The organism is Nonomuraea sp. NPDC050643 (assembly GCF_040654715.1).
Classification (GTDB): Bacteria; Actinomycetota; Actinomycetes; order Streptosporangiales; family Streptosporangiaceae; genus Nonomuraea.
The window spans coordinates 96921-113901 of record NZ_JBFAIM010000009.1 but is presented as its reverse complement, the minus strand read 5'-3'; the positions used below and the strand labels follow the sequence as shown (position 1 = coordinate 113901).

Here is a 16981-nt window from a genome sequence, read left to right as displayed (position 1 = left end):
ATCCCAAGGGTTCTGGAGGCCCCAAGGGAGACTGGGGAGCCCTCCTCAGCCGTCGGCGAACCAGGAGCCGTGGAAGCCCGTCGGTACGCCGCGCGGCAGCCGGACCGCCGCCACCGGCCCGGCCTTGACGTCGGCGGCGTCGAGCACCAGCAGCTCCGACGCCGACCCGTCGCGGCGGGTGACGACGGTGATGAGCCACCCGTCGTCCTCGCGGCGCGGCCCGGCGCCGGCGGGCACGAACACCGCCTCGCCGAGCACCACGTCACCGCCGGGTTCGTAACGGATGCCGGCGCCCGACACGGTGTCGTACTTGACGATCGCGGCCGGGTCGGGGCAGCGCGGATCGGTGGCGGTGATGGTGTAGAGGTAGCGGGCGGGCCGTCCCATGCGGTCGTCGTCCAGGGTGGGGAACTCGACCTCCTGCTCGTCGAGCGTCTCCTCGCCGACCGCGCCGGTCGCCGGGTCGAGCGTCCAGCGGTGCAGCCTGGCCTGTCCGGGCCTGGCCACGGGACCGGTCAGCGGGGCCGTGCGGGTCAGCAGCCCCCACAGCGAGGTGAACTCGGCGGGGGAGTAGCGGACGGCGTCCAGCACGACCCGCCCGTCGGGCAGCTCGTATGCGTTGCCGACGTGGAAGACGAAGCAGGGCTCGACGCCGAACCAGCGCACGGGCGCGTCCGGCAGGTCCCGGCGCATCAGGCCCAGGCGGGCGCCGTACGCGTCGTCCCAGCCGTACGGCAGTCCGGAGCCCACCAACTGCGGCTGGAAGGTGACGGGCAGGTCGAGCCAGAGGGCGTACCGCTCGGTGATGGCGAAGTCGTGCGTCATCGTCCCCGCCGGGACGGGCACCTCCCGGCTGAAGGCGAGCCGCCCGTCCTCGTCGAGCCGGTGATAGGTCAGGTAGGGGGGCCGCATGCCGTATCCGAAGAAGTGCAGCTCGCCCGTCGCGGGGTCGCGCTTGGGGTGCGCGGTCATGGCCGTGGTGAGCCGCCCGCCGAAGTCGCACGGGCCCACGGTGGCGAGGTCGGGTGTCACCTCGTACGGCAGGCCCGCCTCGACCAGCGCGAACATCCGGCGCGCGTGCCTGACCACGTGGGTGTTGGCCGACACGGCGGTCAGGTCGAGCCGGCCGCCGGGTCCGACGAACGAGCGTCCTTCGAGGGCCGCGGTGCGCACCCACCGGTTGCGGTACCACTCGGCGCGGCCGTCACGCAGCCGTACGCCGTGCAGCATGCCGGGGCCGTTCTGGAAGTACGCGCTCGTCTGCCCGGGCAGCGCGTTGGGTCCGTTGCGGACATAACACCCGTTGAGCTCCGGCGGCAGCGTCCCGGTGACGGGCAGGGCGGTCGCGTCGATCTCGTCGGGCACGGACCTCAGACGGCCGGGGAAGCCGTACCGCTCGACGGTCTTTGCGTCGATCATGGGAGTCCTTGTCGCCGGGGCGGCACGGGGGGAGCCACTCGATGTCACCAGAGTGCGACGCCGCGTGCCGTCTGTCTCCCGTTTCCCGGAACCCGGCCGTCACGATCCGGCCGTCACGATCCGGCCGTCACGATCCGGCCGGGACCCGGCCGTGCGGCGGGCCGGCGGAGGGCGGCGCGACGGAGACGATGATGACGGTGGCCGGGCCGCCGCGCGACCACAGCGAGTGGCGGGCCGACGCGTCGAAGTGCAGCGCGTCCCCGGCGCCCAGGGCGATCTCGGTCGCGCCGACGCGGGCGGTGATCTCGCCGCGCACGACGTAGAGCCACTCCTCGCCGCTGTGGACGGCGCTGCGCTGGGGGTGGTCGGCGGTCAGCTCCAGGCGGACCGCCTCCAGGGCGGAGCGGGGGCCGAGGCCGGCCATCGTCGCGTACGGCCCGTCGGGGCCTTCGTGCACGGGCGCGCCGGCGCCGCGCACCACGCGGTGCTCGTGCGGGCGCTCGTCGCCGACCAGCTCGCCCACGGAGACGCCGTACGCCCGCGCGAGCTGGAACAGCGACCCGATGGACGGCTGGCGCTCGCCCTTCTCCATGCGCGACAGGTGCGCGGCCGAGATGCCGGTCCACTCGGCGAGCGTGGTCAGTGTCAGCCCGCGCGCCCGCCGCAACTCCCCGAGTCGCGCCGCGACCCGCTGCTCCGGATCGTCGGGGCTCGGGTCGGCCGCCATGTGAGAGGTCACCCGCGCATCCTAGCTTTTGCCTTTGAGGCAAAGAAATTCGCCTATGAGGTTGGCCGCGGAAGAAGCCGGACCGCATCCTGGGCACAGATCGAAGAGAACGACAGCATGACGATCTCCACCCAGGGCCCGCCCCCCGAGCTGGACCTCGATGAGGCCCCCACCTACGCATCCGCCCCGGTCGAGGAGCAGCGGCTGCACCGCAAGCGCCAGCTCGCCGCCGCGTTCCGGATCTTCGCCCGATACGGCTACGACGAGGGCGTCGCCGGGCACGTCACCGCCAGGGACCCGGAGCTGACCGACCACTTCTGGGTGAACCCCTACTCGGTGCACTTCTCCAAGATCAAGGTGAGCGACCTGCTGCTCGTCGACGCGCAGGGCCGGATCGCCCACGGCGCGCGGCGCACGAACAAGGCGGCCTTCTGGATCCACTCCTCCATCCATGACGCCCGGCCCGACGTGGTGGCCGTCGCCCACGCGCACACCGTCCACGGCCGGGCCCGGAGCTGGTGCCGGCCATCTTCGGCGCCGCCCGGGAGGTCTACGGCGACCCCTGGCCACTGACCTCCAGCACCCTGCTCGGCGTCGAGGCCCTCGGCCTGCCCGGCTGGCTGATCGAGGTCGAGGCCACCGCCCTGCTGCCCGCGTGAACCCCCGGCCTCGGGGTCAGCTCCGGGTCTGGTAGGCCTCCCGGCTGGCCTCGATGTGCGGCACGTGCTCGATGGCCCAGCCGGCGAGGGCCAGGGCGGGCGGGATGAGGCTCTTGCCGGTGGGGGTCAGCGCGTACTCGACCCGGGGCGGGACCTCGGCGTACACGGTCCGGGAGACCAGGCCGTCGCGTTCGAGGTGCCGGAGCGTCAGGGTCAGCATGCGCTGGGAGATCCCGGGGATCTGCTGGTGCAGGTCGGTGAAGCGCACGCTGCCCTGGTCGAGGGTGGCCACGACCAGCAACGTCCACTTGTTGCAGATGCGGTCGAGGATGGCGCGGATCGCCCGGCCTCCATCTCCGCGGATCATGCAGGTGTGCCCGTACTCCGGCATGACAGCCCCTTGTGGGTAACGCACACGAATGTGCCTTTTGTAGGGCTTTCAATAGTGACGCATCATGAGGCTACTTACGACCGGTAACCCATGTGGCCGGCGCTACGTCACTAGCCTCCCGAGGTGTCCTTCATGGAGATTTCCTACTGGATCGTCGCGGCACTCCTGGCCGTCTTCTACCTCTACGCCGGAGGCAAGAAGGTCGTCCAGAGCCAGGAGCGGCTCCAGCCGATGATGGGTTGGGTCGACACCGTTCCCATGCCGTTCGTCCGCGTGATCGGCGTCCTGGAGGTGCTCGGCTCGGCCGGCCTGATCCTGCCGCCGCTGACCGGGATCGCGCCCTGGCTCGCCATCGCCGCGGCGATCGGCCTGGTCCTGATCCAGATCGGCGGCATCGCGCTGCACCTGAGCCGCGGCGAGGCCGGGAAGATCGGGCTGAACATCGTCCTCCTGGCCGCCGCCGCGGTGACCGCGTGGCTCGGCACCGTCTGGCTCTGAACGCCCGTCCGGCCCTGGCCTGGCGTCACCAGAGGCCCGCGAGCGCCGCCGGCCGGGACGGGAGAGCGCGACCGCCAAAGAATCGTTGCAGGTCAGCGCCCGCCTATCCTGGCTGGGAGGGTTCGCTCGACGCAGGATGGATGTCGTTATGGCCACATCTCAGAGCAGGCCGGCCGGCGCCCCGACGGCGGTCATCGTGATCGACACCGAGGGCACCGTGATCGGCTGGACGCCGGCCGCGGAGGAACTGCTCGGCTATCGCGCGGCCGAAATCCTCGACCGTTCCGGCGCGCTGCTCCTCATGCCGGAGCGCGCGGCGGCCTGGGACGCCCGGTACGGCGACCAGGAGCACTGGTCGGGCTTCGCCGAGGCCCGCCACCGTGACGGCACCAGGATCCTCGTGCACGTCGAGGGCTTCCGGCTGGTCACGCCGGGCGAGAGGCCGGCCTGGCTCGTGGAGGCGACACCGGCGACCGCGGGCGGCGCGGGACGGGTGTGCTCCTGGGTGGAGCCGCTCATCAGGCGTACCCCGGTGGCCATGGCGATCTGGGATCGCGACCTGCGCTGCGTGTGGCTGAACGAGGCGGCGGAGCGCCTGCGGACGGTCTTCCCCTACTACCGGCTCGGCCGCTCGCTGACGGAGTCGCTGCCGGGCGTCCACGCCGAGGCCGCGCGGGAGACGATGCGCAAGGTGCTCAAGGACGGCGTCCCGCAGCTCGACCGCGAAGCCCGCTGGAACGCGCCCGGCCATCACGAGGACCGTACGCTGTCCACCTCGCTCTTCCGGCTCGAAGGCGTGGACGGCCGGCCGCTCGGCGTGTGCACCGTGGCCATCGACATCAGCCACAGCGCCGCGCGCGACCGGCTCGCCATGCTCCGCGAGGCCAGCGTCCGCATCGGCAGCACGCTCGACGTCAAGAAGACCGCGCAGGAGCTGGCCGACCTGGCCGTGCCGGTCCTGGCCGACTACGTCACCATCGACCTCGCCGAGTCGGTCCTCCCCGACACCGAGCCCCTGCAGCGGCTGGCCGCCACCGACGTGAGCATCCCGGTGTTCCGCCGGGCGGGCGTGGCCTCGATCCACGACGGGATCCCCGAATCCCTCTGGCCGCTGGGGCAGGCGGTCTTCGTGCCCCCGTCGTCGCCCTTCACCGAGGTCCTGTCCTCGGGGCGCGCCCACTTCGAGCCCGTGATGAACACCTCGTCCGGCACCTGGCTCGACCAGGATCCGCAGCGGGCGGTCGTCATTCACGAGACCGGTATGCACTCGCTGATCATCATCCCGTTGAAGGCCCGCGGCGACATCCTGGGCGTGGCCGTGTTCGTCCGCACCGACAACCCGGAGCCGTTCACGAGAGACGACCTGCTCCTCGCGGAGGAGCTCGGCGCCCGCGCCGCGCTGAGTCTCGACAACGCGCGCCAGTACACCCGCGAGCGCACCGCCGCGCTCGCGCTGCAGCGCGACCTGCTGCCGCGCAACCTGACGGGCGGCGGCGCCGTCCAGGTGGCCTCGCACTACCTGCCCTCCGACGTGCACGACGGTGTCGGCGGCGACTGGTTCGACGCGATCCCGCTGCGCGACGGGCGGGTCGCGCTGGTCGTCGGGGACGTGACCGGGCACGGCATCAACGCCGCGGCGACCATGGGCCGCCTGCGCACGGCCGTACGCACTCTTACCTACCTGGGGCTGCCGCCCGACGAGCTGCTCGCCCACCTCGACGACCTCGTCGTCCGGCTGGCGGAGGAGGACGCCGGCCCCGACGGCTTCCCGGACGCCGCGGGCGCCACCTGCGTGTACGCGGTCTACGACCCGGCCACCCGGCGCTGCACCATGGCCGGGGCCGGGCACCCGCCACCCGCGATCGTGGCCCCGTCCGGGGAGGTCACCTTCCCCCGCCCGCCCAGCGGCACCCCGATCGGCCTCGGGCTCGGCTCCTACCAGGCCCTCGACCTCGAACTGCCCGGAGGCAGCCTGATCGCCCTCTACACGGACGGCCTGATCGAGACCCGCGAGGCCGACATCGAGGCCGGCATCGGCCGTCTCGGCGCCGCGCTGGCCCGCGCCGCCGCACTCCCGCTGGAGAGGGTCTGCGCGGCGGTCATCCGGTCCATGGTGGGCGACACCGGCTCCGAGGACGACATCGCGCTCCTGGTGGCCCGCACCCGTTGAGGGCCGGCGGGTTTCCTCAGGTGAGTTCCAGGCCGCCGTCGACGGTGAGGACCTGGCCGGTGATCCAGGTGGCGGCGGCGTCGGCGAGGTGCACGATCCAGGCGGCGACCTCCTCGGGCGTGCCACGGCGGCCGAGGGGGACGCGGGTGGCCTCGTCCTGCTTGATCAGCTCGACGACGGTGTCCGTGAGGCCGCTGGCGGCCAGGGCCTCGCTCTCCGTGGGGCCGGGGGCCAGGGCGTTGACGCGGATGCCGTCGGTGGCCAGCTCCAGCGCCCAGCTCCGGGTGAGCTGCTCCACGGCGGCCTTGGTGGCGGCGTAGTGGGCGGCCCCAGGAAGGGGGCGGTGACCGTACGTGCTGGAGATGTTGATGATCGTGCCCCGGTGGGCGCGCAGGTGCGGCAGCGCGACGTGGGCGAGCAGGCTGGGCGCGGTGACGTTGAGGGCCAGCAGCTCGGCGACGCGTTCGGCGCTGGTGTCGGCCAGCGGCATGACGGCGGTGGCGCCGGCATTGTTGACCAGGACGTCCAGGCGGCCCCAGCGGCCGGTGGCCGCCTCGACGACGGCCTGTGGGGCGCCGTCGGCGGTGATGTCGGCGGGCAGGGCGGCGATGCGGGAGTGCCGGGCGGCGGTCTGGCTCAGGGCTTCGGCGCGGCGGCCGACGCCCAGCACGTGCGCTCCGGCACGGGCGAGGGCGATCGCGGCGGCCCGGCCGATGCCGGATCCGGCCCCCGTGACGATCGCGACGCGATCTCGCAGGTGACCGGTGGGTTCGGGGGTCATGTCGATTCCTTTCTTCGATGTTCGTGAAATCTCGAACAGGCTGGGCCGTCAGGTCCACTCGCGCCGGCCGCACGTCCAGGTCGGACCTCGATCGCGGCGAGATCGTCGATGACGCTCTCCAGCCGGGTCGAGGCCGCCGGGCCCGCGAAGGGAAGCCGCAGGACGAAGCGCGCCCCGCCGCCCTCGGACGCCTCGGCGCGCAGGGTGCCGACGTGGGCGTGGGCGATGTCACGGGCGATGGCCAGGCCCAGGCCGGTGCCGGTGTGGTCAAGGCGGCGCGCGGCCCGCAACCGGGTGAAGCGCTGGAAGATCCGCTCCCGGTCGGGATCGGCGACGCCTTCTCCGTCGTCGACGACCGTCAGCTCGGCGTGGTCGCCGTCGCGGCCCACCCGGACCTCCACCAGGTGCCGGGCGTGCCGCTGGGCGTTGTCGAGCAGGTTGGTGAGCACCCGGACGATGCGGATCGGGACCGCCCGCACCACGACCCCGTGCTCCAGCAGGAGCCGGACCGCGATGCGGTCTCTTCTGCGGGCGATCTCGTCGCCGACCAGCTCGGCGAGGTCGACCCGCTGGAAGCGTACGGGCGGGCCCGCCTCCATCTCGGCCAGGACGCGCAGGTCGGTGATGATCGCGTGCAGCCGGTCGACGCCCCTGATCGCCCTGGTGAGCAGGTCGCCGAAGTCGGTCTCGTCGGGATGCAGGCGGGCCTCGTCCAGCTCCATGCGCAGCGCGGCGACCGCCGAGCGCAGCTCGTGCGAGGCGTCGGAGGCGAAACGCCGCTTGCGTCGCAGCTCGCGTCGCAGCTCGCGCACCTCGTCGCAGGGTGTGCGGATCACCGGTGCGGCCCAGCCCTCGGCGGGCGGGTCCGCCTCGCTGCCGTGGTCGGTCGTGGGGCATGCCGTCACAGCACGTGCTCCTTCCATTGCCTTCACATTCCGTGCGGGGACGTCACCCGAAAGTCGCTGGTGGGTACGACACGACGTTGACGCCGATCTCGCCGGCGGGACATCCGCTGCGGTTCGGTAACCAGCTAAGACAGGGCGGCTCCGCGGATTGTGACAAGCGGCGGAGACCGTACGCAGGCGGGGTTGTCACAAATGGGGCCGCTACCCGGTCGTTCTTTGCGGAAAGGAGCATCATGCACTCGCCAGAGAGACGGATCGCCACGTCGGTCCTGGTCATCGGCACGGGAGGATCCGGGCTGCGAGCCGCCATCGAACTCGCCGAGCGCGGGGTCGGCGTCCTCGCCGTGGGCAAACGGCCGAAGGCGGACGCCCACACCTCGCTCGCCGCGGGAGGCATCAACGCCGCGCTCGCCACCATGGACCCCGACGACAGCTGGCAACAGCACGCGGCGGACACCCTCAAGGAGAGCTACCTCCTCGCCAACCCCGAGACGGTGCGGATCATCACCGAGGGCGCCGCCGGGGGCATCGCGGACCTCGAGCGCTACGGCATGCCGTTCGCCCGCGAGCAGGACGGGCGCATCTCGCAGCGCTTCTTCGGCGCCCACACCTACCGGCGCACCGCCTACGCCGGCGACTACACCGGGCTCGAGATCCAGCGCACCCTGATCAACCGGGCGGCACAGCTCGACGTGCCCATTCTCGACACCGTCTACATCACGCGCATCCTCGTCCGCGACAACGCGGTCTTCGGCGCGTACGGGTTCGACCTGACCGACGGCACCCGCTACGTCATCCACGCCGACGCGGTGATCCTGGCCGCCGGCGGCCACACCCGGATCTGGCGGCGCACCTCCTCCCGGCGCGACGAGAACACCGGCGACTCCTTCCGCCTCGCCGTCCTGGCCGGTTGCCGCATCCGCGACCCCGAGCTGGTGCAGTTCCACCCGTCCGGTCTCATCGCGCCCGAGAACGCGGCCGGCACCCTCGTCTCCGAGGCGGCCCGGGGTGAGGGTGGAATCCTGCGCAACCAGCTCGGCGAGCGGTTCATGTCCCGGTACGACCCGGAGCGGATGGAGCTGTCCACGCGTGACCGTGTGTCGCTGGCCGCGTACACGGAGATCAAGGAAGGCCGCGGGACGCCGGCCGGCGGCGTCTGGCTGGACGTGTCGCATCTGCCGCGCGAGACGATCATGACCCGGCTGCCCCGCGTCTACCAGACGCTCCTCGAACTGCAGATGCTCGACATCACCAAGGATCCCATCGAGATCGCCCCGACCGCGCACTACTCGATGGGCGGGGTCTGGGTGCGGCCCGAGGACCACGGCACGGGCGTCGACGGCCTGTACGCGATCGGCGAGGCGGCCAGCGGCCTGCACGGCGCGAACCGCCTCGGCGGCAACTCGCTCATCGAACTGCTCGTCTTCGGCCGCATCGTCGGGCGGTCGGCGGCCGAGTACTCCGCGGGCCTCGACGCCCAGCGCCGCTCGGCGGAGGCGCTCGACGTGGCACGGGCGGAGGTGGACGAGCTCCTCACCGCCGACGGCCCCGAGAACGTGCGCTCACTGCAGCGTGCCCTGCGCGACATCATGACCGAGCACGCCGGCGTGGTGCGCGACGAGAGCGGCCTGCTGAAGGGCCTCACCGAGCTCGCCCACGTCGAGGCGCGCATCGCCGACGTCGGCGTGCACCCCGACATCGCCGGCTTCCAGGACCTCGCCCACGCCTTCGACCTGAAGTCGGCGGCGCTGGCCGCCCGGGCGACGCTCGAGACCGCGCTCGAGCGCCGCGAGACCCGCGGCTGCCACAACCGCTCCGACTACCCCGAGCTCGACCCCGAGCTGCAGGTCAACCTGGTGTGGTCCGGGCCCGGATCGGTGGAGAGGCAGGCCATCCCGCCGATTCCCGCCGAGATCGCGGCCCTCATGCGCGAGGTCTCGACCGACGGAAAACTCGTCGAGTAGCCGGCACCGGCATGCACCTCCCTCCAACCCCGAACCCGAAAGGACGACGACGATGAGCGCTGTGGTCGTAGGCGTGGACGACTCGGACGAGAGCCTGGCGGCCGTGGAATGGGCCGCAGGCGAGGCCGGACGCCGCGGGCTGCCGCTGCGGATCCTCCACGCCTTCATCTGGCCGCTCCTGGGAGCCCCCCTCGGACCGGCGCCCGGAGCGCCACCCGAAGGCGGCCTCCAGCACGCCGCCGAACGCGTCCTGGCCGCCGCGCTGGCCCGCGCGCAGGCGGTCGCGCCCGGCGTCGAGACGACCACCGCCCTGCCGGAGGGCGAGCCCGTCACCGCGCTGCTGCAGGGCTCCCGCCAGGCGGAGCTCCTCGTCGTCGGCACCCGCGGGCTCGGCGAGGTCGGCGGCCTGCTGCTGGGATCGGTCGGCGCCCGGCTCGCGACCGAGGCCGACCGCCCGCTCGTCGTCGTACGCGGGCCCGGCAGCCCGAGCGGACCCGTCGTGGTGGGCATCGCCGTCCACGACGAGAACGAGGACCTGCTCGCCTTCGCCTTCGCGCACGCCCACCGGAGCGCGAATCCCGTGCTTGTGGCCCACGTCGGCACCGAAGGGCCGGCCGGTGCCGGCCGCCCGCCCCTGCCGGAGAGCGACCTGGCCCGATGGCGCGAGCGTTTCCCCGGTGTCGTGGTCCACCAGGAGGCCCTCACCGGCCACCCGCGCAAGACACTGACGCACCTCGCGTCCCAGGCGTCCCTGCTCGTGGTCGGCTCCCACCACAGCCACGAGCTCGGCGCACTGATGCACGGCTCGGTCAGCCAGGCCGTCCTGCACCACGCCACCTGCCCGGTGGCGGTCATCCGGATCCGGCGGTGAGCCCCGTCCGCCGTCCTGCCACGAACCCCCATATGGGTTCATCGTCGCAGGTCACGGGGTATGTCCGCACCAGGTGTCGCGCTGCTGACGAGAGCTTCTCCGCGGCCCGGACCGGTTGGCGGCGGATGCCCCGGCGGACACGAAAGGGCAGTCATGAAGATCGTGGTAATCGGGGGCACCGGCCTGATCGGGTCGAAGCTCGTGGCGAAGCTGGGCGAGCACGGCCATGAGGCGGTCGCGGCGTCGCCCAAGACCGGCGTCAACACGCTGACCGGCGAGGGGCTGGCCGAGGCCTTGGCGGGCGCGCAGGTGGTGGTGGACGTGTCGAACTCGCCGTCGTTCGAGGCGAAGGCGGTGCGGGAGTTCTTCGAGACCTCCACCCGTAATCTGCTGGCCGCCGAGGTGGCGGCCGGGGTCGGTCACCATGTGGCGTTGTCGGTGGTGGGGACCGAGCGGATGCCGGACAACGGCTACTTCCGGGCGAAGATCGCCCAGGAGGAGCTGATCCGGGAGTCGGGGATCCCGTACTCGCTGGTGCACGCGACGCAGTTCTTCGAGTTCGTCCGGAGCATCGCCGACGAGGCCACCGACGGCGACACGGTGCGGATCGCCCCGGTGCTCTTCCAGCCCATCGCGGGCGACGAGGTCGCGCAGGCGCTCGGCCGGGTCGCGGCGGGGACGCCGCTGAACGGTCTGGTCGAGGTGGCCGGGCCGGAGCGGGCCCGGATGGACGAGTTCTTCCGCGAGGCGCTGGCCGGCTGGGGCGACCCGCGCGAGGTGGTCACCGACCCGAACGCGCACTACTTCGGGACCACGCCCGGCGAGCGCACGCTGGTGCCGGAGGAGGGCGCCACCCTGGGTCAGATCCGCTACGGCGACTGGCCCGGCCGGAACGCGACCCGCAAGTAGCCCAACCGTAGCCGTCGAAAGGTGTGTCCCATGTCCGACGTCGATCCCAAGCCGCGCTCGACCGCGTGGCAGACCGCGCTGACCACGCTGCAGGAGACCGTGCCGCCGTTCATCCCGGCCGGTGCGCACGTCATGACCGTGGTCATCGAGTACCCGCCCGGCGATCCGGGCACGCCGCCGCACCGGCATACCGGGCCGGCGTTCGGCTTCGTGGTCGAGGGCGAGATGCTGCTGGAGGTGGAGGGCGAGCCGGAGCGGGTCGTACGCGCGGGCGAGGCGTTCTGGGAGCCGGGCGGCGACGTCATCCACTATCAGGACGGCAACCACCGCGACGACGTCCCACTCCGGTTCACCGTCACCATGCTGTGCGAGCCCGGCAAGCCGATGCTCACCCTGGTGGACGACGACGAGCTCGCCCGGCGCGCGGACCGCCGCGCCCCGCGCCCGTCCTGAACGCGGATCCCTTGGCGACCGGCGGACGCCGGCGGCCGGACGGGAGCCGCGCGGTGACCGCATCGGCCATGGCCGCCGAGTTCGACGACGTCGCCGGCTGGACCGCCGACGCCGTCGAGCAACTGGGGGAGCGGCACGCCATCCCGGCCACCTGCCGCGGCAGCGCGAGCCCGGCCGCGCTGGCCTGGCTGGCCGAGGCGTGCGACCTGTCGGCCGGTACGAGGCTGCTCGACGTGGGCGCCGGAGCCGGCGGCCCGGCGGCCTGGGCCGCCGGCCGGTTCGGGGTCCGGCCGATCCTGCTGGAGCCGATGCCGGCCGCGGGCCGGGCCGCCGCCCGGCTGTTCGGTTTGCCGGTCATCGCGGCGGACGGCCGCCGGATCCCGCTCCGGACGGGATCGGTCGACGCCGCCTGGTGCCTGGGGGTGCTGTGCACCGTGCAGGACAAGGCCGCGGTGCTCGGCGAGATCCACCGGGTGCTGAAGCCCGGCGCCTCCCTGGGGCTGCTGGTGGTCGTCGCCCGGAGGCCGCGGGTCTTTCCGGCCCCGGACGGCAACCACTTTCCCACCCAGCGCGAACTCCTCGCGTCGCTCGCCGGCGCCGGATTCGAGCTCGTGGAGCAGACCGGCGAGCCCGGCGCCGCGCCGCTGTCCTGGTCGCGCCGCGCCGAGCAGGTCGCCGCGGTGGTCGCGACCCGCCACCGGGCCGACCCCGCCTACGCGCTGGCGGCCCACCAGGGCGAGCGCTTCACCCATCTGTTCGCCTCCGGCCAGATCGCCGTACGGCTGATCCACGCCGTCAGCGGGCCCGCCGGAACGTGCTGACAGTTCCCGTGCGAGGAATCCTGTCCCGCCCCGGCCCTGAGAGTGTCACTGTCTATCTAAATTTGACCAGTGATGACCCTGGGCCTATCGTGCAGGAACGATGGGAATCACCGAACGGCTGGACATGCTCACCGGCGACGAGGCGCTCGCCCGCACCGCCGAACTGCTGGAGATCTACGGCGTCGCCTTCAGCGGCCCACCCTGGTACGAGGACGGCCACGGCGTCGCCGACTTCGCCAGGCGCCTGAAGACGGACGCCCGCCGCCCGGGCTTCGCGGCGGTGCTCGCGCTGCGGGACGGCGTCCCCGCGGGATTCGGTACGGCCTGGCCGACGCGCAGCCCCTTCCCCACCGGCCGCTCCTACGACCGGGTGCGTGCCGAGCTCGGCGGCCAAGCGGAAACGCGCCTGGTCGGAGCGCTGGAGGTGGACGAGCTCGCCGTCAGCCCGCACGCCCGCGGCCACGGCCTGGCCGGCCGCATCCTCGACCTGCTCTGCGCGGGCGCGACCGGCTGCTGGCTGCTGACGGCGCCGCAGGCCCACGACGCGATCAGGCTCTACGAACGTCTCGGCTGGCAACGCCTGACCGGGCCGGAGGCGAAGGTCGTGGTGTTCACCCGCGACGGGTAGCAGGCGAATCCGCGTCCATGCCTACGCCGATCGCGGGCTCGGGCCGGCCGGGGCCGCGCCGGCGAACCGGTCGGTGAACGCGGCCCGGTTGACGGACTCGGGCGAGCGGTCCCAGACCGCGAAGACCACCCGCTCGAACGCCGAGGCGACCGCCCCGTCCCCGGTGAGCAGGGCGTGGAACGCCTCGGCGACCTCGCGCGGATCGTTGCGGAACACCCCGCACCCCCAGGCCCCGAGGACCATCTGCCGCACGCCGTGGTGGGCGGCGACGGCCAGGACGCGGGCCGCGCGCCGGTGGAGCGCCTGCCGGATCCGCTCTCCCGCGTCGGGGTCCCGGCGCAGCACCTGACCGGCGTTGGGGGCCGGGCAGGTCAGGAACGAGACCGGATACGGATCGGGCAGCAGCCGGCCGTCGCCGCCGCGGTGCACGGGAACCTCGGGCGACCAGATGACGTGGTCGCTGTAGAGCAGGTCGGGGGAGGCGCGGTGGCCGGCGTAGTAGTCGGGAGCCTCCAGCAGGCACGGATAGAGCAGGGCGTGGCGGCAGAGGTCCTCTTCCTGGGCCTTGGCGCCGCCGAGGTAACCGCCGCCGGGGTTGCGGGCCGAGGCGAAGTTCAGCACGGCGATCCGCCCGGCCCCCTCCAGATGCAGCCGCCGCGCGGCCTGCAGGCTGCCCTCCGCGGTGACCTCGAAGACCGTACGCCGCCCCGTCGCCGTGACGGGCACGTCGATGGGCTCGCCGGGAGGATGACTCCGGGTGCCGGAGATCGCCGCCGCCAGCGCCGGGCCGACGGCGACGCGGGTGCCGTCGTCGGCCGTGTAGGCGCCGTCGGCGACGATCTGTGCGTTGACCGCCGCGAACCGGCGCAATCGAGTGCTCACGCGTCCGCATCGTAGGCCGTCGGGCCCGTACCGGCCGAACGGTTTTCGCTCCGCGCCCCTCAAGAGGCGCGCCGGGTTGTCGGCGCGGCCTGGCACCATGGCCCGCATGACGACGACTGATCCTTTGGCCCCGTTCCAGTGGCTCAACGTGCCCGAGGGGGAGGGCGCCGGCTCACAGGGCTGCGAGGTGCTGGCCGTCACCCGGCACGACTACCCCGCCGAGCACGGCTTCTCCTACGCGATCGACGGCACGGTGGCCACCGGCTACCGGCTGCGGAGAGATGACCGCCTCGTGGCCGCCCGGGGCGGCCTCTCGGTGGTTCAGGACCAGGCGATCTCACCGGTCCGGCCGACGAGGCGTCCGGAGCCCGCGCCGGGCTTCTCGGTCACCAGGCCGACGATGGCGTCCGTGCCCTCGGTGACGGTCTGAGGGCCGCTGTTGCCGTTGAGGTCGGTCGCCGTGTAGCCGGGGTCGGCGGCGTTGACGCGGATGTCCGGCAGCGCTTTGGCGTACTGGGTGGTCAGCATCGTGAGCGCCGCCTTCGAGGCGGTGTAGAGCGGCGCGACCACCGACGACTCGGGCCGTGACGGGTCGTGGGTGTAGGCGAGCGAGCCCATCCCGCTGCTGACGTTGACGATGACCGGGTCCGGTGATCGGCGCAGCAGCGGCAGGAACGCGGTGGTCGTCCGGACCACGCCGGCGAGATTGACGTCGAGGACGCTCAGGGCGTCGGCACCGGTCAGGCCGGTGGGGTCGCCGGCGGGGCCGTGGACGCCGGCGTTGTTGACCAGGACGTCGATCGAGCCCTCGTGCTCGGCGACGTCCGCGGCCGCGGCGGCGACGGACGCGTCATCGGTCACGTCGATGCGGACGAACCGCGCGCCGAGCTCGGCCGCGGCCCGCGCGCCCCGCTCGGGGTCGCGGGCCCCGACCAGCACGGTGTGGCCCAGTTCGATGAGGCGGCGGGCGGTCTCCCGGCCGAGCCCCTTGTTCGCTCCGGTGATGAAGGTGATGGTCATGCGCCCATTGTTCGGCCCGCCTGCGCCGTCCGGCCAGGGACGGCTCAACGGTAGGAAGGGCGGTACCACCATCGACGTGCGCGGATGCGCGAGGATGGGTGTCATGACCGCGACACCGGAGGCCGGGCTCGGCGCGATGATCCGTACGTGGCGGAATCGGCTGCCCCCGTCGGCCGCCGCGCTGCCGGTGGGCCGGGCCCGCCGCGCCGCCGGGCTGCGCCGGGAGGAGCTCGCCGAGCTCGCCGGCATGTCGGTCGACTACGTCGTGCGCCTGGAGCAGGGACGGGCCACGACGCCCTCGGCGCAGGTGGTCGCGTCCATCGCGCGGGCCCTGCAGTTGACCGTCGCCGAACGGGATCATCTCTACCGGCTGGCCCATCTCGTACCACCGGGCGACGACGCGATCTCCGACCGCATCCCGCCCGGCGTCCACCGGGTGCTCACCCGGCTCGGCGATGTCGCGGTCGCCGTGTTCGCGGCGGACTGGCGGCTGATCTGGTGGAACCGCGGTTGGGCGGCGCTGCTGGGCGATCCGGCGTCGTCGCCGCCGGAGCTGCGCAATTTCGCCCGTGACAGGTTCCCGGTGGACGGGGGTCCCGCCCGCCTGGCGCTGTGGCCGGTGACCGAGCTGGACAGGGACGCCACCGACGTCGCCGTGGTGTCCGACCTGCGCCGCGCCACCGGCCGCTTCCCGCACGACGCGCGCCTGGCGGAGCTGATCCACGACCTGGGCGCGGGCAACGAACGGTTCGCCGAACTCTGGGCGAAGGGCACGGTGGCCGCCCATCGTGAAGACCACAAGAGGATCGAGCACCCCTCGGTGGGGCCGGTCACGGTGGACTGCGACGTCCTGACCGGCGGCGACTCCGACCACAAGATCGTGATCATGACTCCGGCGCCCGGCAGCGCGGACGAGGACAGGCTGCGGCTCGCCCTGGCCGCCGCCCCGCCGCCCGCCACGGACGGCTCGCTCGCACGCCGGTAGACGGGCACCGTCTCAGCCCATGATCTGCCGGTCGGGCTCGATGAGCGCCACGACCCGCTCCTCGGCGCGGGTGTAGGGGCCGCCGATGTACTTCGCCGCGATCCGGTCGACGATCTCCCACGCGGCCTCGCCCTCGATCCACTCGACGACCCTGCCGCGGATGACGACCGGCTGGAAAGGGTTGTCGGCCGGTGTCAGGGAGAGCGCGATCCGCGGGTCGCGCCGCAGGTTGCGGGCCTTGCGGGAGTCCGGGCCGGTCAGGATCACGACATGGTCGCCGTGCGTGCCGATCCAGACGGGGACGGAGTGGGGCGCGCCGTCGGGCAGGACGCTGGCGAGGTGGGCGATGGAGGCGCCGTCGAGTACGCGGCGTACGTCGGGGGTGAGCGTCATGGTCGTCTCCTGGTCGGGTGTCGTGCCGGTGGGTACGTGCCGTGGTTCGGTGCGGGCCGTCACGAGCGGCTCTCCCGCTCGACCTCGTAGCGCAGGTGGGCGACGCCCGTCACCGGCGGCCTCGCGCGCCGCCGCGATCGCGTCCTCGATGCCGGTGGTGACGAGGGTCTGCCGCTCGGTCATCTCCGGCGCCGGCCGATGGCTGAGGACGAACAGGCGGGCCGTCGGGTGGGGGCTGCCGCCGCCGAAGCGGTCGGAGTCCTCGTAGGTGTTGCGCCCCGCCACCACCGCGCCCACGTGCCCGGCCAGGGCGTCGAAGACCCGGGAGCTGGGCTCGCTGAGCCGGAACCCGTCGAACACCTTGCCGGGCGTGTCTCCGTCGAAGTACCAGTCGAGCAGCGTTCCCCCGTCGCCGAGCCCGCGACCGGCGCCGGGATCGCGACCGGTGATGTATCCGTCGACCGACACCGCGTGGGCGCTGATGACCTTGCTCATCTCCGCGATC

General features: G+C 73.1%; 20 protein-coding genes. 12 read left to right on the top strand and 8 right to left on the bottom strand.

Annotated elements, in window-relative coordinates:
• Positions 1-45: 45 nt before the first annotated feature.
• On the bottom strand, positions 46-1419 hold the full coding sequence (locus AB0I15_RS14155) for a carotenoid oxygenase family protein (RefSeq protein ID WP_358094605.1): 1374 nt from the start codon (positions 1417-1419) through the stop codon (positions 46-48).
• 127 nt (positions 1420-1546) lie between these two features.
• Positions 1547-2158 (bottom strand): XRE family transcriptional regulator, encoded by a 612-nt coding sequence (locus AB0I15_RS14150; protein ID WP_358094603.1) that lies wholly within the window; start codon positions 2156-2158, stop codon positions 1547-1549.
• 105 nt (positions 2159-2263) lie between these two features.
• Between AB0I15_RS14150 and AB0I15_RS14145 the strand changes: the two genes are divergently transcribed.
• Both AB0I15_RS14145 and AB0I15_RS14140 read left to right on the top strand, forming a co-directional pair.
• Positions 2264-2719, top strand: coding sequence for a class II aldolase/adducin family protein (locus tag AB0I15_RS14145; protein WP_358094601.1), 456 nt, complete (start codon positions 2264-2266; stop codon positions 2717-2719).
• Positions 2665-2805, top strand: a complete 141-nt coding sequence (locus tag AB0I15_RS14140) for a hypothetical protein (RefSeq protein WP_358094599.1) — start codon at positions 2665-2667, stop codon at positions 2803-2805. The genes AB0I15_RS14145 and AB0I15_RS14140 overlap by 55 nt, the downstream gene beginning before the upstream one ends.
• Before the next feature lie 16 nt (positions 2806-2821).
• On the opposite strand, the gene AB0I15_RS14135 is transcribed toward AB0I15_RS14140, so the two are convergent.
• A complete protein-coding gene (locus AB0I15_RS14135) occupies positions 2822-3196 on the bottom strand; it encodes a helix-turn-helix domain-containing protein (protein WP_358094597.1) in 375 nt (124 codons plus the stop codon).
• 132 nt (positions 3197-3328) lie between these two features.
• On the opposite strand from AB0I15_RS14135, the gene AB0I15_RS14130 reads away from it, so the two are divergent.
• On the top strand, positions 3329-3694 hold the full coding sequence (locus AB0I15_RS14130) for a DoxX family protein (protein WP_358094595.1): 366 nt from the start codon (positions 3329-3331) through the stop codon (positions 3692-3694).
• 148 nt (positions 3695-3842) lie between these two features.
• Positions 3843-5864, top strand: a complete 2022-nt coding sequence (locus AB0I15_RS14125; RefSeq protein ID WP_358094593.1) for a SpoIIE family protein phosphatase — start codon at positions 3843-3845, stop codon at positions 5862-5864.
• A gap of 16 nt (positions 5865-5880) precedes the next feature.
• Here the strand turns inward: AB0I15_RS14125 and AB0I15_RS14120 are convergent, their stop codons facing one another.
• Both AB0I15_RS14120 and AB0I15_RS14115 read right to left on the bottom strand, forming a co-directional pair.
• Positions 5881-6645 carry an SDR family oxidoreductase gene (locus AB0I15_RS14120; RefSeq protein WP_358094591.1) on the bottom strand — a complete coding sequence of 255 codons (765 nt, stop codon included), beginning with the start codon at positions 6643-6645 and terminating at the stop codon, positions 5881-5883.
• Entirely contained in the window at positions 6642-7550 is a 909-nt protein-coding gene (locus tag AB0I15_RS14115; RefSeq protein WP_358094589.1) for a HAMP domain-containing sensor histidine kinase, read from the bottom strand. Before AB0I15_RS14115 ends, AB0I15_RS14120 begins: the two co-directional genes overlap by 4 nt.
• Before the next feature lie 233 nt (positions 7551-7783).
• On the opposite strand from AB0I15_RS14115, the gene AB0I15_RS14110 reads away from it, so the two are divergent.
• The 6 genes from AB0I15_RS14110 (at position 7784) to AB0I15_RS14085 (ending at position 13196) form a co-directional block, all read left to right on the top strand.
• Complete coding sequence (locus tag AB0I15_RS14110) at positions 7784-9514, top strand: FAD-dependent oxidoreductase (RefSeq protein ID WP_358094587.1); 1731 nt, start codon at positions 7784-7786, stop codon at positions 9512-9514.
• A gap of 52 nt (positions 9515-9566) precedes the next feature.
• Positions 9567-10385 carry a universal stress protein gene (locus AB0I15_RS14105; RefSeq protein ID WP_358094585.1) on the top strand — a complete coding sequence of 273 codons (819 nt, stop codon included), beginning with the start codon at positions 9567-9569 and terminating at the stop codon, positions 10383-10385.
• Between the two features lie 153 nt (positions 10386-10538).
• Positions 10539-11294 (top strand): SDR family oxidoreductase, encoded by a 756-nt coding sequence (locus tag AB0I15_RS14100; protein ID WP_358094583.1) that lies wholly within the window; start codon positions 10539-10541, stop codon positions 11292-11294.
• Positions 11295-11324: 30 nt separating this feature from the next.
• Positions 11325-11747, top strand: a complete 423-nt coding sequence (locus tag AB0I15_RS14095; RefSeq protein WP_358094582.1) for a cupin domain-containing protein — start codon at positions 11325-11327, stop codon at positions 11745-11747.
• Positions 11748-11800: 53 nt separating this feature from the next.
• A complete protein-coding gene (locus tag AB0I15_RS14090; RefSeq protein WP_358094580.1) occupies positions 11801-12568 on the top strand; it encodes a class I SAM-dependent methyltransferase in 768 nt (255 codons plus the stop codon).
• A gap of 100 nt (positions 12569-12668) precedes the next feature.
• Complete coding sequence (locus AB0I15_RS14085; RefSeq protein ID WP_358094578.1) at positions 12669-13196, top strand: GNAT family N-acetyltransferase; 528 nt, start codon at positions 12669-12671, stop codon at positions 13194-13196.
• 21 nt (positions 13197-13217) lie between these two features.
• Here the strand turns inward: AB0I15_RS14085 and AB0I15_RS14080 are convergent, their stop codons facing one another.
• Positions 13218-14078, bottom strand: a complete 861-nt coding sequence (locus AB0I15_RS14080; protein WP_358094576.1) for a TIGR02452 family protein — start codon at positions 14076-14078, stop codon at positions 13218-13220.
• A gap of 106 nt (positions 14079-14184) precedes the next feature.
• Here AB0I15_RS14080 and AB0I15_RS14075 point away from each other — a divergent pair, with 106 nt between their 5' ends.
• Positions 14185-14508: a hypothetical protein gene (locus AB0I15_RS14075; RefSeq protein ID WP_358094575.1), complete on the top strand. Its 324-nt coding sequence runs from the start codon at positions 14185-14187 to the stop codon at positions 14506-14508.
• On the opposite strand, the gene AB0I15_RS14070 is transcribed toward AB0I15_RS14075, so the two are convergent.
• A complete protein-coding gene (locus tag AB0I15_RS14070) occupies positions 14400-15098 on the bottom strand; it encodes an SDR family NAD(P)-dependent oxidoreductase (protein ID WP_358094573.1) in 699 nt (232 codons plus the stop codon). The genes AB0I15_RS14075 and AB0I15_RS14070 overlap by 109 nt on opposite strands.
• Positions 15099-15201: 103 nt before the next feature.
• Between AB0I15_RS14070 and AB0I15_RS14065 the strand changes: the two genes are divergently transcribed.
• Positions 15202-16083, top strand: coding sequence for a helix-turn-helix transcriptional regulator (locus AB0I15_RS14065; RefSeq protein ID WP_358094571.1), 882 nt, complete (start codon positions 15202-15204; stop codon positions 16081-16083).
• Between the two features lie 12 nt (positions 16084-16095).
• On the opposite strand, the gene AB0I15_RS14060 is transcribed toward AB0I15_RS14065, so the two are convergent.
• Complete coding sequence (locus tag AB0I15_RS14060; protein ID WP_358094569.1) at positions 16096-16971, bottom strand: PPOX class F420-dependent oxidoreductase; 876 nt, start codon at positions 16969-16971, stop codon at positions 16096-16098.
• Positions 16972-16981 lie beyond the last annotated feature (10 nt).

Bases quoted from the DNA above. Each gene is read 5' to 3' on its own strand.
- AB0I15_RS14155 (WP_358094605.1), bottom strand. From the start codon at position 1,419: ATGATCGACGCAAAGACCGTCGAGCGGTACGGCTTCCCCGGCCGTCTG.
- AB0I15_RS14145 (WP_358094601.1), top strand. From the start codon at position 2,264: ATGACGATCTCCACCCAGGGCCCGCCCCCCGAGCTGGACCTCGATGAG.
- AB0I15_RS14135 (WP_358094597.1), bottom strand. From the start codon at position 3,196: ATGCCGGAGTACGGGCACACCTGCATGATCCGCGGAGATGGAGGCCGG.
- AB0I15_RS14130 (WP_358094595.1), top strand. From the start codon at position 3,329: ATGGAGATTTCCTACTGGATCGTCGCGGCACTCCTGGCCGTCTTCTAC.
- AB0I15_RS14125 (WP_358094593.1), top strand. From the start codon at position 3,843: ATGGCCACATCTCAGAGCAGGCCGGCCGGCGCCCCGACGGCGGTCATC.
- AB0I15_RS14120 (WP_358094591.1), bottom strand. From the start codon at position 6,645: ATGACCCCCGAACCCACCGGTCACCTGCGAGATCGCGTCGCGATCGTC.
- AB0I15_RS14110 (WP_358094587.1), top strand. From the start codon at position 7,784: ATGCACTCGCCAGAGAGACGGATCGCCACGTCGGTCCTGGTCATCGGC.
- AB0I15_RS14105 (WP_358094585.1), top strand. From the start codon at position 9,567: ATGAGCGCTGTGGTCGTAGGCGTGGACGACTCGGACGAGAGCCTGGCG.
- AB0I15_RS14100 (WP_358094583.1), top strand. From the start codon at position 10,539: ATGAAGATCGTGGTAATCGGGGGCACCGGCCTGATCGGGTCGAAGCTC.
- AB0I15_RS14095 (WP_358094582.1), top strand. From the start codon at position 11,325: ATGTCCGACGTCGATCCCAAGCCGCGCTCGACCGCGTGGCAGACCGCG.
- AB0I15_RS14085 (WP_358094578.1), top strand. From the start codon at position 12,669: ATGGGAATCACCGAACGGCTGGACATGCTCACCGGCGACGAGGCGCTC.
- AB0I15_RS14075 (WP_358094575.1), top strand. From the start codon at position 14,185: ATGACGACGACTGATCCTTTGGCCCCGTTCCAGTGGCTCAACGTGCCC.
- AB0I15_RS14070 (WP_358094573.1), bottom strand. From the start codon at position 15,098: ATGACCATCACCTTCATCACCGGAGCGAACAAGGGGCTCGGCCGGGAG.
- AB0I15_RS14065 (WP_358094571.1), top strand. From the start codon at position 15,202: ATGACCGCGACACCGGAGGCCGGGCTCGGCGCGATGATCCGTACGTGG.
- AB0I15_RS14060 (WP_358094569.1), bottom strand. From the start codon at position 16,971: ATGAGCAAGGTCATCAGCGCCCACGCGGTGTCGGTCGACGGATACATC.